Source organism: Streptomyces sp. TLI_146 (genome assembly GCF_002846415.1).
Lineage (GTDB): Bacteria > Actinomycetota > Actinomycetes > Streptomycetales > Streptomycetaceae > Streptomyces.
Genome location: NZ_PJMX01000001.1, coordinates 3,686,915 through 3,702,319, shown reverse-complemented (window position 1 = coordinate 3,702,319; position 15,405 = coordinate 3,686,915). Strand labels below are relative to the sequence as shown.

At 73.2% G+C, this 15,405-nt stretch carries 11 protein-coding genes; 7 read left to right on the top strand and 4 right to left on the bottom strand.

The window, feature by feature from the left end; genetic code table 11:
* Window positions 1-1,632 (bottom strand): carboxyl transferase domain-containing protein, encoded by a 1,632-nt coding sequence (locus BX283_RS16695; protein ID WP_101392395.1) that lies wholly within the window; start codon window positions 1,630-1,632, stop codon window positions 1-3.
* A gap of 122 nt (window positions 1,633-1,754) precedes the next feature.
* Between BX283_RS16695 and BX283_RS16690 the strand changes: the two genes are divergently transcribed.
* Both BX283_RS16690 and BX283_RS16685 read left to right on the top strand, forming a co-directional pair.
* A complete protein-coding gene (locus BX283_RS16690; protein WP_101388393.1) occupies window positions 1,755-2,348 on the top strand; it encodes a TetR/AcrR family transcriptional regulator in 594 nt (197 codons plus the stop codon).
* 88 nt (window positions 2,349-2,436) lie between these two features.
* Window positions 2,437-3,216: a phosphatase gene (locus BX283_RS16685; protein ID WP_101392393.1), complete on the top strand. Its 780-nt coding sequence runs from the start codon at window positions 2,437-2,439 to the stop codon at window positions 3,214-3,216.
* Window positions 3,217-3,346: 130 nt separating this feature from the next.
* Here the strand turns inward: BX283_RS16685 and BX283_RS16680 are convergent, their stop codons facing one another.
* The 3 genes from BX283_RS16680 to BX283_RS16670 all read right to left on the bottom strand — a co-directional run bounded on the left by BX283_RS16680 (window position 3,347) and on the right by BX283_RS16670 (window position 6,917).
* Entirely contained in the window at window positions 3,347-4,210 is an 864-nt protein-coding gene (locus BX283_RS16680) for an acyl-CoA thioesterase II (RefSeq protein ID WP_101388392.1), read from the bottom strand.
* Window positions 4,207-5,364, bottom strand: a complete 1,158-nt coding sequence (locus BX283_RS16675) for an acyl-CoA dehydrogenase family protein (protein WP_101388391.1) — start codon at window positions 5,362-5,364, stop codon at window positions 4,207-4,209. Before BX283_RS16675 ends, BX283_RS16680 begins: the two co-directional genes overlap by 4 nt.
* Before the next feature lie 77 nt (window positions 5,365-5,441).
* Window positions 5,442-6,917, bottom strand: coding sequence for a PucR family transcriptional regulator (locus BX283_RS16670; protein ID WP_101388390.1), 1,476 nt, complete (start codon window positions 6,915-6,917; stop codon window positions 5,442-5,444).
* Window positions 6,918-7,073: 156 nt separating this feature from the next.
* On the opposite strand from BX283_RS16670, the gene speB reads away from it, so the two are divergent.
* From speB to BX283_RS16645, 5 genes are all read left to right on the top strand, one after another.
* On the top strand, window positions 7,074-8,039 hold the full coding sequence (gene speB / locus BX283_RS16665) for an agmatinase (protein WP_101388389.1): 966 nt from the start codon (window positions 7,074-7,076) through the stop codon (window positions 8,037-8,039).
* Between the two features lie 128 nt (window positions 8,040-8,167).
* Window positions 8,168-9,835, top strand: a complete 1,668-nt coding sequence (locus BX283_RS16660) for a thiamine pyrophosphate-binding protein (RefSeq protein WP_257582958.1) — start codon at window positions 8,168-8,170, stop codon at window positions 9,833-9,835.
* Window positions 9,836-10,067: 232 nt separating this feature from the next.
* Entirely contained in the window at window positions 10,068-10,976 is a 909-nt protein-coding gene (locus BX283_RS16655) for a serine hydrolase (protein WP_101392392.1), read from the top strand.
* 140 nt (window positions 10,977-11,116) lie between these two features.
* Window positions 11,117-14,824, top strand: a complete 3,708-nt coding sequence (locus BX283_RS16650; protein ID WP_101388387.1) for an ABC transporter ATP-binding protein — start codon at window positions 11,117-11,119, stop codon at window positions 14,822-14,824.
* Window positions 14,825-14,961: 137 nt separating this feature from the next.
* Window positions 14,962-15,357 (top strand): hypothetical protein, encoded by a 396-nt coding sequence (locus tag BX283_RS16645; RefSeq protein WP_257582956.1) that lies wholly within the window; start codon window positions 14,962-14,964, stop codon window positions 15,355-15,357.
* The last annotated feature ends 48 nt before the right edge of the window (window positions 15,358-15,405 follow it).

Genomic DNA, 15,405 nt, shown 5'->3' with positions numbered 1-15,405 from the left:
TCACATCCGGAAGACGCCGAAGCCGGGCGCCGAGTAGTCCCGCTGGGGGAGGGGGGCGTTGGCACAGGCCGTCAGGGCGAGCCCGAGGACCTGGCGGGTCTCCATCGGGTCGATCACCCCGTCGTCCCACAGCCGGGCCGTCGCGTAGTAGGCGTTGCCCTGCTGGTCGTACTGGGCGCGGATGGGGTCCTTGAAGGACTCCTCGGCGTCGGTCGGCCACTCCTCGCCGCGCGCCTCCAGTTGGTCGCGCTTGACGGTGGCGAGCACCGAGGCGGCCTGCTCGCCGCCCATCACCGAGATCTTGGCGTTGGGCCACATCCACAGGAAGCGCGGCGAATAGGCGCGGCCGCACATCGAGTAGTTGCCCGCCCCGTACGACCCGCCGACGATCACCGTCAGTTTGGGCACGCGGGTGCTCGCCACCGCCGTCACCATCTTGGCGCCGTGCTTGGCGATGCCGCCCGCCTCGTAGTCCCGGCCGACCATGAAGCCCGAGATGTTCTGGAGGAACACCAGCGGGATGCCGCGCTGGTCGCACAGCTCGATGAAGTGGGCGCCCTTCTGGGCGGATTCGGAGAACAGGATGCCGTTGTTGGCGACGATGCCGACCGGGTGGCCGTGGATCCGGGCGAAGCCGGTGACCAGCGTCTGGCCGAACTCGGCCTTGAACTCCTGGAAGCGGGAGCCGTCGACCACGCGCGCGATGACCTCGCGGACGTCGTACGGCGTGCGGGAGTCGACCGGCACCGCCCCGTACAGCCCGAACGGGTCGGCCTTGGGCTCCTCTACGGGCTCCACGCTCCACGGGAGCTCACCGCGCGCGGGGAGGGTCGCCACGATGTTGCGGACGATCCGCAGCGCGTGCGCGTCGTCCTCGGCGAGGTGGTCGGTCACGCCGGAGGTGCGCGAGTGGACCTCGCCGCCGCCGAGCTCCTCGGCGGTGACGACCTCGCCGGTGGCGGCCTTCACCAGCGGCGGGCCGCCGAGGAAGATCGTGCCCTGGCCGCGGACGATCACGGCCTCGTCGCTCATGGCCGGGACATACGCCCCGCCCGCCGTGCAGGAGCCCAGGACCGCCGCGATCTGCGGGATCCCGGCGGCCGACATCCGGGCCTGGTTGTAGAAGATCCGGCCGAAGTGGTCCCGGTCGGGGAAGACCTCGTCCTGCATCGGCAGGAAGGCGCCGCCGGAGTCCACCAGGTACAGACACGGCAGCCGGTTCTCCAGGGCCACCTCCTGGGCGCGCAGGTGCTTCTTCACCGTCATCGGGTAGTACGTGCCGCCCTTGACCGTGGCGTCGTTGGCCACGATCACGCACTCGCGCCCGCTGACCCGCCCGATCCCGGCGATCACCCCGGCGGCGGGCGCCTGGTCCCCGTACATCCCGCTCGCCGCGAGCGGCGCGAGCTCCAGGAACGGCGAGCCGGGGTCGAGCAGGGTGTCGACCCGGTCGCGCGGCAGCAGCTTGCCGCGCGCGACATGGCGCTCGCGGGCCCGCTCGCCGCCGCCGAGGCGGGCCGCGGCCAGTCTGGCGCGCAGCTCCTCGCCGAGGGCGCGGTGCGCCGCCTCGTTGGCCCGCCACGCCTCGGACGCGGGATCCGCCGCGCTCCCAAGGACCGGTGCCTGCTGCATCGTGTCGAGCCCCCTTGCCCGTACGAAGTCCGCCGTGAGCTCTTCCGGCCACATGTTAATGACCGTTAACTCATTTCCTTCAGGTTAACGAGCGCTAACCGCGTTGTCTAGAATGAATTCTCATGAGCACCCGGACCGATGCCCCCACCCGCCGCGAGCAGATCCTGCGCGAGGCCGCCCGCCTCTTCGCCGAACGCGGCTTCCACGGCGTGGGCGTCGACGAGATAGGCGCGGCGGTCGGCATCAGCGGCCCCGGCCTCTACCGGCACTTCGCGGGCAAGGACGCGATGCTGGCGGAGCTGCTGGTGGGGATCAGCGGGCGGCTGTACGACGGCGGCCGCAAGCGCGTCGCCGAGGCCGACGGGGGCCCGGAGGCGGTGCTCGGCTCGCTCATCGACGGCCACATCGACTTCGCCCTCGACGACCGGGCGCTCATCACGCTCCACGACCGGGAGCTGGACCGCCTGCGCGACAGCGACCGCAAGCTGGTGCGGCAGTTGCAGCGGCAGTACGTGGAGCTGTGGGTCGGGGTCGTACGGGAGCTGTACCCGCTGGGGTCCGAGGCGGAGGTCCGCACGGCCGTCCACGCGGTGTTCGGCCTGCTCAACTCGACGCCGCACCTGGGGGCGTACGGGGCGGGGCTGCCCGGCCGCGCGGCCACGGAGGCGCTGCTGCGGCGCCTGGCGCACGGGGCGTTCGCGGCGCTCGCGGGCTGAGCGCCCCGGCCGCCCACGCGCGCGCGTGCGCCCGTCCACTGCGCGGACGACGGCGCCCGGCGCCGCGCACCGGGGCAGAATGGGGCGCATGCCGATACCCAGCCGTGCCGTTCTCGTCGACCACCTCGTCCGCACCCGTATCGCCGGAGACGTCGCCACCCCCCGCGACAACAACCTCTCCCACTACCGCAAGCTCGCCAACGGCGACCGCCACTACTGGCTGGGCCTGGAGCTGGGCGACCGCTGGACCGACGAGCAGGACGTGCTCGCGGTGATGGCCGAGCGCTGCGGGGTCGTCGACGACCCCGGGCACCGCACGGGCCAGGACACCATCGACCCGGAGCTGACCGTCGACGCCCTTGAGCGGATGGCGGCGCGGCTGCGGAAGGCCGTGGCGGGGCGGGAGCGGGTGCTGTTCGCGACCGGGCACCCGGGTGCGCTCATCGATGTGCACAGCCGGACCGCTTCGGCGCTGCGTGCCGCGGGGTGCGAGATCGTGCGGATTCCGGACGGGGTGCTCGCGGACGACGGGTGTGTCGTCCAGTTCGCGGACGTCTCGCTCTACGAGCGGGGTGCGTCCCTCTGGCACACGCATTCGCCTGCGCCGATGGCGGCGATTCTGGATGCGCTGGAGCGGGAGGGGCGGGCGTTGCCGGATCTGGTCGTGGCGGATCACGGGTGGGCCGGGTGTGCGGCCCAGCGCGGTATCGACGCGGTCGGGTACGCCGATTGCAACGATCCCGCGCTGTTCCTCGCGGAGGCGGAGGGGACGCTTCAGGTTGCTGTGCCGCTGGACGACCACGTGGTTGATCCGCGGTTCTACGAGCCGATGGTCGAGTATCTGTTGGGTGCGGCTGAGTTGGTCTGAAGTTGCGCCGTGGGGGCGGGGGTTCGTGGTTCCGTGCGGGCCGTGCGTGGCTGGTCGCGCAGTTCCCCGCGCCCCTAAAAGCAGGCGGCCGGGGGCACGGTACGTAAAGGTGCGCCCCGATCCTCGCCTCCTAGGGGCGCGGGACCCGCACCACGCCCTCCTGGATCACCGTCACCGCCAAGCGGCCGTCCTGGGTGTAGATGCGGGCCTGGCCCAGGCCCCGGCCCGCTGAGGCCGAGGGGGACTCCTGGTCGTACAGGAGCCATTCGTCGGCCCGGAACGGGCGGTGGAACCACATCGCGTGGTCCAGGGACGCGCCCACCACGTCGCCGACCGCCCAGCCGCCCCGGCCGTGCGCGAGCAGCACCGAGTCGAGCAGGGTCATGTCGGAGACGTAGGTGGCGAGCGCGATGTGCAGCAGGGGGTCGTCCGCGAGCTTGCCGTTCGTGCGGAACCAGACCTGCGAGCGCGGCTCGCGCGCGGTGCCGACGCTGGCCCACGGCGGCGCGTCGGCGTACCGCAGGTCGACGGCCGCGCGGGCCTCGATCAGGCGCTCGGCGACGTCCGCCGGAAGGTGGCGCGGCAGCATCTCGGCGGCCGTCGGGAGCGACTCGGGGTCCGGCGCGGGCGGCATGTCCGTCTGGTGCTCAAGACCCTCCTCGTACGTCTGGAAGGACGCGGAGAGGTGGAAGATCGGGTTGCCGTGCTGGACCGCCACCACCCTTCGGGTGGTGAACGAGCGGCCGTCGCGGATGCGGTCGACCATGTAGACGATCGGTGCGCCCGGGTCCCCGGCGCGCAGGAAGTACGCGTGCAGGGAGTGCGGCGGCCGGTCTTCGGGGACGGTGCGGCCGGCGGCGACCAGCGCCTGGGCCGCCACCTGGCCCCCGAAGACCCGGGGGACGAGCGCCGAGCGTGAGCGGCCCCGGAAGTAGTCCCGCTCGATCTGCTCCAGGTCGAGCAGATCGAGCAGGGCATCCAGAGCCTCGGTCACAGACCCATGTCCTTGGCGATGATCGACTTCATGATCTCGCTGGTGCCGCCGTAGATCCGGTTGACGCGGTTGTCGGCGTACAGACGGGCGATCGGGTACTCGTTCATGAAGCCGTAACCGCCGTGCAGCTGGAGGCACTTGTCGATGACGCGGTGGGCGACCTCGGTGCAGAACAGCTTGGCGGAGGCGGCCTCGGCCGGCGTCAGCTCGCCCGCGTCCAGGGCCTCCAGGGCGCGGTCGGCGACCGCCTCGGCGGCGTCCACCTCGGCCTGGCAGGCGGCCAGTTCGAACTTGGTGTTCTGGAAGTGCGCGACCGGCTTGCCGAAGACGGTGCGCTCCTGCACGTACTCCTTGGCGAACCGGACGGCGGCCTTGGCCTGCGCGTAGGCGCCGAAGGCGATGCCCCAGCGCTCGGAGGCGAGGTTGTGGCCGAGGTAGTAGAAGCCCTTGTTCTCCTCGCCGAGGAGGTCCTCGACCGGGACCTTCACATCGACGAACGCCAGCTCGGCGGTGTCGGAGGTCTTCAGGCCGAGCTTGTCGAGCTTGCGGCCGATGGAGTAGCCCTCGGCCTTGGTGTCCACGGCGAACAGCGAGATGCCGTGGCGGCGGTCCTCGGCGGTGGGCGCGGCGGTGCGGGCGCAGACGATCACGCGGTCGGCGTGGACGCCGCCGGTGATGAAGGTCTTGGAGCCGTTGAGGACGTAGTGCGTGCCGTCCTCGGAGAGCTTGGCGGTGGTCTTCATGCCCGCGAGGTCGGAGCCGGTGCCCGGCTCGGTCATCGCCAGGGCCCACATCTCCTCGCCGGAGACGAACTTCGGCAGGAAGCGCTTCTTCTGCTCGTCGGTGGCGAGCATCTTGATGTACGGCAGGCCGAGCAGCACGTGCACGCCGGAGCCGCCGAAGTGGACGCCCGCGCGGGACGTCTCCTCGTACATCACGGCCTCGAACTTGTACGAGTCGATGCCCGCGCCGCCGAACTCCTCGTCGACGCGGATGCCGAAGACGCCCAGCTCGGCGAGCTTGTAGTAGAAGTCGCGCGGCGCCTGGCCTGCGGCGAACCACTCGTCGTAGACGGGGACGACCTCGGCCTCGATGAAGGCCCGGATGGTCTCCCGGAACGCCTCGTGGTCCTCGTTGAATACGGTGCGGCGCACGGACGCTCTCCTTCTGACGGTGGCGGCGGCTCGGCTAAGCGCTTGCTCAGGGATGGAAATACGAAGTTACCCGGCGGTCACTCGCACTGTCCAGAGTGAGCCTCAGCACGTCCCGGCGCACTCCGGAGCGCGAGCCAAAGCTCCGTGCGGACGTCCATGTCGTCCAGGTCCGCGTCGAGCAGCGCGGCGCAGCGGGCCAGGCGCTGGCGGACGGTGTTGCGGTGCACGCCGAGGGCCACCGCCGTGCGGTCCCAGCTGCCGTGCAGCGAGAGCCAGGTGCGCAGGGTGGTGAGCAGCGGCTCGGCGAGCGGGGCGAGCAGGGCGCGGGCGTACGCGGCGGCCTCCTCCGGGTCCACGAGCGAGGCGTAGCCGCCGGTGCGGTGGCGGACCAGGGGGGAGCGGGCCGCCTCCGCCCGGCGCAGCGCCCGGGCGGCCTGGGCGTCGGCGGCGGCCAGCTCCCCGGCCGCCACGGGCGCGCTCGCCCCCAGCGTCCAGCCCGGGTGCGGGCCGACGTCCTGCCCGCCGGGGACGAGCACGCGCGCGTGGCCGTCGCCCGCCTCCACCAGCGGGCTGCCGAGGTCGGGCGGGGCGCCCTCGCCGCGCGCGTGGACGACGGTCCAGGGCGCCTCGCCGAGCAGCGGGGCCACCTCGGCGGGGTCCGCGCCGAGCAGCAGCCGCACCAGCGCGGCCGACTGGGCCGTCCGGCCCGCGTCCGGCCGTTCGGCGGTGAGCAGCGACAGCAGCACCGAGGCGGCCCCGGCGATGGTGTGGTCGCCGCCCTCGCGCCGCTCGGTGACGGTCCCGAGCGCGAGACCCCGCGCCCCGGCCAGGGCGTACACGGCGAGCTGCGCGCCGCCCGAGGTGTCGCTCGCGGACGTGGGGGGAGCGGACGCGGGGGGAGCGCCGGGCCGCCCGGGCTCGGGGCCCACCCCCGCCGAGACCACTGCCGCCAGATGCCGCAGGGCCGCCCGCGCCCGCTCCGACGGCTCGGGGCCCGCCGAGCGCACCACCGCCCCCTCCGGGTCGAGCAGCGCCGCCCAGCCGCCCAGGCGCGTCGCCAGCTGGTGCAGCACCGCCGGAACGGGGTCGGGCCGGGCGGCCGCCGAGGCGAGGGCCTGCTGGGCCCGGGCGACCCGGCGCAGCTCGTGGTGGCGGGCCTCGGTCAGCAGGCCCCACACCGCCCGGGCGATCGCCGTGAACGGGGTCGGCGGCGGCACCTCCACCAGCGGCAGCCCGTGCCGCTCGCAGGCGGCCACCAGCTCGGCCGGGACCGTGTCGTACACCGGCGTGACACCGAAGCCGAGCGCCGCCGCGCCCGCCTCGGCGACCCGCGCCGCGTACCGCTCCGGGTCGGTGAGCTGCACCCCCGCCGTCAGCAGCAGCTCGCCGCCGAGCAGATACGGATACGGGTCGGCCATCTCCGAGGCGTGCACCCCGTGCACGGCGGCGTCCGGCGGCCCGGCGAGGTGCACGAGGCCCAGGTCCGCGCGGGCGAGGAGGGCGGAGAGCGGGACCGGAGTGGTGGGCGGGGCCGCCGCGGGCTCGGCAGGCATGGGCACTCCGTACATCAGAGGGGCCGTAAGTGGAGGAAACGTACACTTCAGTATCGCTGGACGGCCACCTAGGGTGGCGAGCGCGGGCCGCACCGGCCCGGAGGAACCACGGGCCGCCGGGCCCGTACGCAGGCCGATCACGAAGGGCACTCCGACATGAGCAGCAACGAAACGCCGCGCGGTCCGATCGACTCGTCCCGCGTTCCGCGGTACGCGGGCCCCGCGACCTTCGCCCGGCTGCCCCGCCTCGACGAGGTCGGCACCGCCGACGTCGCCGTGGTCGGCGTGCCCTTCGACAGCGGTGTCTCCTACCGCCCCGGCGCCCGCTTCGGCGGCAACGCCATCCGCGAGGCCTCGCGTCTGCTGCGTCCGTACAACCCGGCGCAGGACGCCTCGCCCTTCGCGCTCGCCCAGGTCGCGGACGGCGGCGACATCGCCGTGAACCCGTTCAACATCAACGAGGCCGTCGACACGATCGAGGCCGCCGCCGACGACCTGCTCGGCACCGGCGCCCGGCTGATGACGCTCGGCGGCGACCACACCATCGCGCTGCCGCTGCTGCGCTCGGTCGCCAAGAAGCACGGCCCGGTCGCGCTGCTCCACTTCGACGCGCACCTGGACACCTGGGACACGTACTTCGGCGCCGAATACACCCACGGCACCCCGTTCCGCCGCGCCGTCGAGGAGGGCATCCTCGACACCGAGGCGCTCTCCCACGTCGGCACCCGCGGCCCGCTCTACGGCAAGCAGGACCTGACCGACGACGAGAAGATGGGCTTCGGCATCGTCACCTCGGCCGACGTCTACCGCCGCGGCGCCGACGAGGTCGCCGACCAGCTGCGCCAGCGCATCGGCGACCGCCCGCTCTACATCTCGATCGACATCGACTGCCTCGACCCGGCGCACGCCCCCGGCACCGGCACCCCGGAGGCGGGCGGCATGACCTCCCGCGAGCTCCTGGAGATCCTGCGCGGCCTGGCCTCCTGCAACCTGGTCTCGGCCGACGTCGTCGAGGTCGCCCCGGCGTACGATCACGCGGAGATCACCTCGGTGGCCGCCTCCCACACGGCGTACGAGCTCACCACGATCATGTCCCGGCAGATCGCGGCGAGCCGCGCGTAGCGCTCCGCTGGACGTGTGGTTAGTCGGCTGCGGGCCGGATGTGGCTGGTCGCGCCCACGCGGCGGAGCCGCACATGTCACAGCCCCGCGCTCCTTACGGGGCGCGGGGCGCTCGGAGAGGACATGCAGGTGCACGATCACGACCTCGTTCTGCGGCCCACCCCGGCGCAGGTGCGGGCCGCCCTCGATCCGCCGCCCGGCCGCATCGGCGGTGACCTGGTCGTCGAGACCCTGCGGGGGCTCGGCGCCACCACCGTCTTCGGGCTGCCCGGGCAGCACGCCCTCGGGATGTTCGACGCGCTGCGGCGCTCGTCGATGGCGTACGTGGGGCTGCGCGCCGAGAACAACGCGGGCTTCGCCGCCGACGCGTACGGCCGGGTCACCGGCGAGGCGGCCCCGCTGCTGCTGTCCACCGGGCCCGGCGCCCTGATGTCGCTGGCCGCGCTCCAGGAGGCGGCCGCGGCGAGCGCCCCCGTGCTCGCCATCGCCAGCCAGGTGCCCACGGCCGGGCTCGGCGGCGGGCGCCACGGCCATCTGCACGAACTCCGCGACCAGCAGAGCTCGTTCCGGGACGTCGTGAAGTCCGTGCACACCGTCCGCACCCAGTCCCAGATCCCGTCCGCGATCGCGGCGGCCTGGGAGTCGGCGCTGACCGCCCCGCACGGCCCGGTCTGGGTGGAGATCCCGCAGGACGTGCTGCTCGCCGAGGCCCGCCTGCCGGTCGTCACGGCCGTCGACGCGACCCCGCGCGACCTGGTGCCGCGCCCCGAACTGACCGCCGTGGCCGCCGAGTTGCTGACCCGTGCGGCCCGCCCGGCGATCATCGCGGGCGGCGGTGTCGTACGCGCCGACGCCTCCGGCAAGCTCCGCGCGCTCGCCGAGCGGCTGGACGCGCCGGTCGTCACCACCTTCGGCGGCAAGGGCGCGTTCCCCTGGGAGCACCCGCTCTCGCTCCAGTCCTGGATGGAGGACCGGCACACCACCGACTTCCTGGAGGACGCCGACGTCCTGCTCGTGGTGGGCTCGGGCCTGGGTGAACTCTCCTCGAACTACCACACGTTCAGGCCGCGCGGCCGGGTGATCCAGATCGAGGCGGACCTCGGCAAGCTGGAGTCCAACCACCCGGCGCTCGGCATCCACGCGGACGCCCGCATCGCGCTCTCCGCGCTCCTGGAGACCGTGGGCGAGCGCACCGACCCGGCGGCGGCCGACTCCGTGCGGACCGTCCTGGCGAAGGTGCGCGAGCGCATCGCGGGGCAGGGCCTGGACACCGAGCAGCGGATCCTGGCCGATGTGCGCGCGGCGCTGCCCCGCGAGGCGCCCAGTTTCTGGGACATGACGATCCTGGCGTACTGGGCCTGGTCCGCCTGGCCGGGCGCGCTGCACTCGGCGCAGGGCGCGGGCGGCCTCGGCTACGCCTTCCCGGCGGCGATCGGGGCCGCGACCGCCGACCCGACGCGGCCGGTGCTCGCGGTCTCCGGCGACGGCGGCGCGATGTACTCGCTCGCGGAGCTCGCCACCGCGAAGCAGTACGACCTGCCGGTGACCTGGCTGATCGTGGACGACGGCGGCTACGGGATCCTGCGCGAGTACATGACGGACGCGTTCGGCGAGGCCACCGCCACCGAGCTGGCCCGCCCGGACTTCGTCGCGCTGGCGCGGTCCTTCGGCGTCCCGGCGGTCCGTACCAGCGTCGAGTCGCTCCAGGAGGACCTGGGCAAGGCGCTGGCGGCCCCCGGGCCCTCAGTGGTCGTGCTGCCCGCCGTACTGAGGATGTTCGCTCCGACGCATCGGTAAGGCCGGAATCGGACCGTTTTGGGTCTGCCGGTGACAGAGCTGTGACAGATTTCAACGTCTTCGGCGGGCAACTTTCCCGTCCTCGGCTGGTCATCTCAGACGGGCGCACCACACAGGCGCGCCCGTCTCACGACTTCCAGGGGACAGGGACGCTTTGCCCAGACAACTCCGCACGGCCCGAATATCCCGCCGCGCCCGGCGCGGCGCGCTCTCCTTGGCCGTCGCCGCGGGTGTGCTCGCGCCGGTGGTCGCGGGTGCCGCGCCGGCCTCCGCCGCGGCATCGGTGACCTGCACGTCCAGCAAGGCCGGGCTCGCGGCCAAGCTGTCCAAGGACATCACCTCGGCGCTCGGCGGCCGCTCGTCGCTGACGGCCGTCGCCCTGTACGACCGCTCCACCAACACCCGGTGCGAGCTGCGGGCCACCGACACCTTCGACTCCGCGAGCGTGGTCAAGGCCACCGTGCTCGCGACGCTGCTGTGGGACGCGGACAAGCAGCACCGCTCGCTCACCTCCACCGAGCGCACCCTCGCCACCAAGATGATCACCGCGTCGGACAACGACTCGACGAGCGCCCTGTGGAAGCAGCTCGGCACCGCCAAGGTGTCCGCGTTCCTCAGGGCCGCCGGGATGACCCAGACGACGCCGGGCTCCGGCGGCTACTGGGGCCTGACCCGGATCACCGCCCGCGACCAGGCCAAGCTGCTCGCGCTGCTGACCTCCCCCAACTCGGTGCTCAGCGAGAACGCCCGCGAGTACGAGCTGGGCCTGATGAACCGCGTCCGGTCCGACCAGCGCTGGGGCACCCCGGCCGGCGTCCAGGGCGGGACGACCGTGCACGTCAAGAACGGCTGGCTGTCGCGCGCCACGCACGGCTGGCGGGTGCACAGCATCGGCGCCTTCACCGACAACGGCCACGACTACGGCATCGCCGTCCTCACCGAGGACAACGGCACGATGGGCCAGGGCATCAGCACCATCGAGGCCGTCGCCCGCGCGGTCCACGCTGACCTCGGCCGCCCGGCCGAGGGCGGTAAGCCCTGGAACCCGCCGAAGCGGCCGACCGTGGCGAGCGAGGCCGTCCCGCCGGTGCCCGAGGCACCCGCGGGCCGCGACCTCGTCTCGACGGTCCAGAGCCACTAGGGCCCGTAAGCACCCCCAGGAAGACCCGCCCGGTCCTAGGACCAGAGGCGGGTCTTTCGCTTCCGAATGTTGCCGCGGGATGAAATCCGCCGGTGACGGCGTTGGAGCCTTCCGGCGGAGCGGACAAACGGGAGGCACCAGTGGCGGCGGCAGAGCAGGGGTGGGCACGGCGGCTCACCGGGTACGCCTGGCGGTACCGGCGCGATGTCGTGCTGGCGCTCGGGTCGTCGCTCGGCGGCATGGCGGTGATGGCTCTGGTCCCGCTGGTCACCAAGGTGATCATCGACGATGTGATCGGGGCCCACACCCGCTCCCTCGCGGTCTGGACCGGCCTGCTCATAGCCGCGGCGGTCGTGGTGTACGCCCTGACGTACATACGCCGCTACTACGGCGGCCGCCTCGCCCTCGACGTCCAGCACGACCTGCGCACCGAGATGTACGCGACGATCACCAAGCTGGACGGGCGGCGCCAGGACGAGCTGTCCACCGGCCAGGTCGTCGGCCGCGCCACCAGCGACCTCCAGCTCATCCAGGGCCTGCTCTTCATGCTGCCGATGACCATCGGCAACATCCTGCTCTTCCTGATCTCCCTGGCGATCATGGCCTGGCTCTCCCCGCTGCTGACCCTGGTCGCGCTGGCCGTGGCGCCCGCGCTGTGGTTCATCGCCCGGCTCAGCCGCACCCGGCTCTTCCCCGCCACCTGGTACGCCCAGGGCCAGGCGGCGGCCGTCGCGGGCGTCGTCGACGGCGCCGTCTCCGGCGTCCGCGTGGTCAAGGGCTTCGGCCAGGAGGAGCAGGAGACCGGCAAGCTCCGCGAGGTGGGCCGCAAGCTCTTCGCCGGGCGGCTGCGCACCATCAAGCTGAACTCCCGCTACACCCCGGCCCTCCAGGCCGTCCCCGCGCTCGGCCAGGTCGCCATGCTGGCGCTCGGCGGCTGGCTCGCCACCCGCGGCGAGATCACGCTCGGCACCTTCGTGGCGTTCTCCACCTATCTGGCGCAGCTCGTCGGGCCGGTGCGGATGCTGGCCATGGTGCTCACCGTGGGCCAGCAGGCCCGCGCGGGCGTCGAACGCGTCCTGGAGCTGATCGACACCGAGCCGTCCATCGCCGACGGCACCAAGGAGCTGCCCGCCGACGCCCCGGCCACCGTCGAGTTCGACGACGTGCGCTTCGGCTACGAGGACGGGCGCCCGGTCCTGGACGGCTTCTCCCTGGAGATCCGCCCCGGCGAGACCGTCGCCGTGGTCGGCGCCTCCGGCTCCGGCAAGTCCACCGTCTCGCTGCTGCTGCCGCGCTTCTACGACGTCACCCACGGCGCCGTCCTTGTCGGCGGCCACGACGTGCGCGAGCTGACCCTCGCCTCGCTGCGCGCCGCCATCGGCCTGGTGCCGGAGGACAGCTTCCTCTTCTCCGACACCGTGCGCGCCAACATCGCGTACGGGAAGCCGGACGCCACCCAGGAGGAGATCGAGGCCGCCGCGCGCGCCGCGCAGGCGGACCGCTTCATCGCCGATCTGCCCGACGGCTACGACACCACGGTCGGCGAGCACGGCCTGACCCTCTCCGGCGGCCAGCGCCAGCGCGTCGCCCTGGCCCGCGCCATCCTCACCGACCCGCGCCTGCTGGTCCTGGACGACGCCACCTCGGCCGTGGACGCGCGCGTGGAGCACGAGATCCACGAGGCCCTGAAGTCCGTGATGGCCGGGCGCACCACGCTGCTCATCGCCCACCGCCGCTCCACCCTCAACCTCGCCGACCGCATCGCCGTCCTCGACGGTGGCCGCCTGGCCGCGCTCGGCACCCACGAGGAGCTCCAGCGCGACTCGGCGCTCTACCGCCGTCTGCTGACCGACCCCGACGAGCTGGGCGCCGTCTCGCCCGGCCACGTGGTGCCCGTCGAGGCGGTGGAGGACCGGACGGTACGGGACGAGCTGGACGCCGAGTTCGACGCCGAGCGGGGCATCACGCCCCCGCTGTGGATCCGCGAGGACAAGCCCGTCTCCTCGGCCCCCGGCGGCATGCCGGCCACCCCCGAACTCCTCGCCCAGGTCGAGGCGCTGCCCCCGGCCGACGACACCCCGGGCATCGACGAGGCCCGGGCTGTACAGCCCGAGGAGTCGTACGGGCTGCGCCGGCTGCTGCGCGGCTTCGGCAAGCCGCTCTGCGTCAGCCTCGCGCTCGTCGCGGTCGACGCGGGCATGTCCCTGCTGCTGCCGGTCCTGATCCGGCACGGCATCGACCAAGGTGTATCCAAGCTGGCGCTCGGCGCGGTGTGGGCGGCCGCGGGCCTGGCCCTGCTGACCGTGCTGGTCCAGTGGTCCGCGCAGTTCGGCGAGACCCGGATGACCGGGCGCACCGGCGAGCGCGTCCTCTACAGCCTCCGCCTGAAGATCTTCGCCCAGCTCCAGCGGCTCGGCCTGGACTACTACGAGCGCGAGCTCACCGGCCGGATCATGACCCGGATGACCACCGACGTCGACGCGCTGGCCACCTTCCTGCAGACCGGCCTGGTCACCGCGTTCGTCTCCGTCGTCACCTTCTTCGGCATCATGCTGGCGCTCCTGGTCATCGACCTCCAGCTCGCCCTGGTCGTCTTCGCCACCCTGCCGCCGCTGATCATCGGCACCTACTTCTTCCGCAAGCAGAGCGTGAAGGCGTACGAGCTGGCCCGCGAGCGGGTCGCCGGGGTCAACGCCGACCTCCAGGAGTCGGTCAGCGGGCTGCGGATCGTCCAGGCCTTCGGCCGCGAGCGCGACGGCGCCGCGCGGTTCACCGCCCGCAGCGCCGACTACCGCACGGCCCGCATCCGCGGCCAGTGGCTGATCTCGGTGTACTTCCCGTTCGTCCAGCTCCTGTCGTCGGTCGCGGCGGCCTCGGTGCTGATCGTCGGTGCCCACCGGGTCGACGCGGGCACCCTGACGACCGGCGCGCTGGTCGCCTATCTGCTCTACATCGACCTGTTCTTCGCCCCCGTACAGCAGCTCTCGCAGGTCTTCGACGGCTACCAGCAGGCCGCCGTCTCGCTCAAGCGCATCCAGGAGCTGCTGCGCGAGCCCACCTCCACGAAGGCGGCCGCCGAGCCGCTGGACGTCCTCTCGCTGCGCGGCGAGATCGCCTTCGAGGACGTCGACTTCGCGTACGGCGACGAGGAGGAGGCGCTGTCGGGCGTCAACCTGCGGATCCCGGCCGGGCAGACCGTCGCCTTCGTCGGCGAGACCGGCGCGGGCAAGTCGACGCTGGTCAAGCTGGTCGCGCGGTTCTACGACCCGACCGGCGGCCGGGTCACCGCCGACGGCACCGATCTGCGCTCGCTCGACCTCACCGCCTACCGCCACCGCCTGGGCGTGGTCCCGCAGGAGGCGTATCTGTTCGCCGGGACCGTCCGGGACGCCATCGCCTACGGGCGGCCCGACGCCACCGACGCCCAGGTGGAGGCCGCGGCCCGCGCGGTCGGCGCGCACGACATGATCGCCACCCTGGACGGCGGCTACCTCCACGAGGTCGCCGAGCGCGGCCGCAACCTCTCGGCCGGCCAGCGCCAGCTGATCGCGCTGGCCCGCGCCGAGCTCGTCGACCCGGACGTCCTGCTCCTCGACGAGGCGACCGCGGCCCTTGACCTGGCCACCGAGGCCCAGGTCAACCAGGCCACCGACCGGCTCACCGGCCGCCGCACCACCCTGGTAGTCGCCCACCGCCTCACCACGGCCGCCCGCGCGGACCGGGTCGTGGTGATGGACCACGGCCGGGTCGTCGAGGACGGCACCCACGACGAACTCCTCGCCCAGGACGGCCGGTACGCGAGCCTGTGGCGCACCTTCATCGGCGAGGACGAGCCCGCGGCGGTGTGAGCGGCCGCGTACGCGTACGTACGCGAAGGAGGAGCGGGGGCGGTCCGCGCGGCGGGCCGTCCCCGCTCCCCGCGCAACCGACGGTAGCCCCCGCGCGTCCGTACTCACATACGTTCATGTGACGGAAGGTGGCAAACGTGTTCGGTGGGGGAACGCGGGGCGGGCGGGCCGGTCCGGGGCTCGCCGTGCTCCTGGCGACGGCCGCCCTGGTTGTGCTGGGGCCGGGCGCGGGGAGCGCCGACGCGGCGGCCTCGTGCGGCGGACGGCAGGTCAAGACGGTCAAGTTCGCCACCGGCGAGCTGCGCGTCTACAAGACGCACGGCTACGCGTGCGCGCTGGCCGTCGCCAAGTCGCCCGGCGCGAGACGGCAGATGTCGGTGACGATCCAGGCGCGCGGCGGCGGTCCGGTCTCGGACAGCGGCCGGTTCACCCAGCAGGCGGGCCCGGTCACGGTGCACGCGATCAACCGCTGTGTACGGGCGTCGGGATCGGTGGCGGGCAGCGGCGGCTCCACGGGCTGGATCCTGTGCTGAGCCGGTCCCGGACGGAGGATGACAACGCTGCCATAACCCGGTGACAGG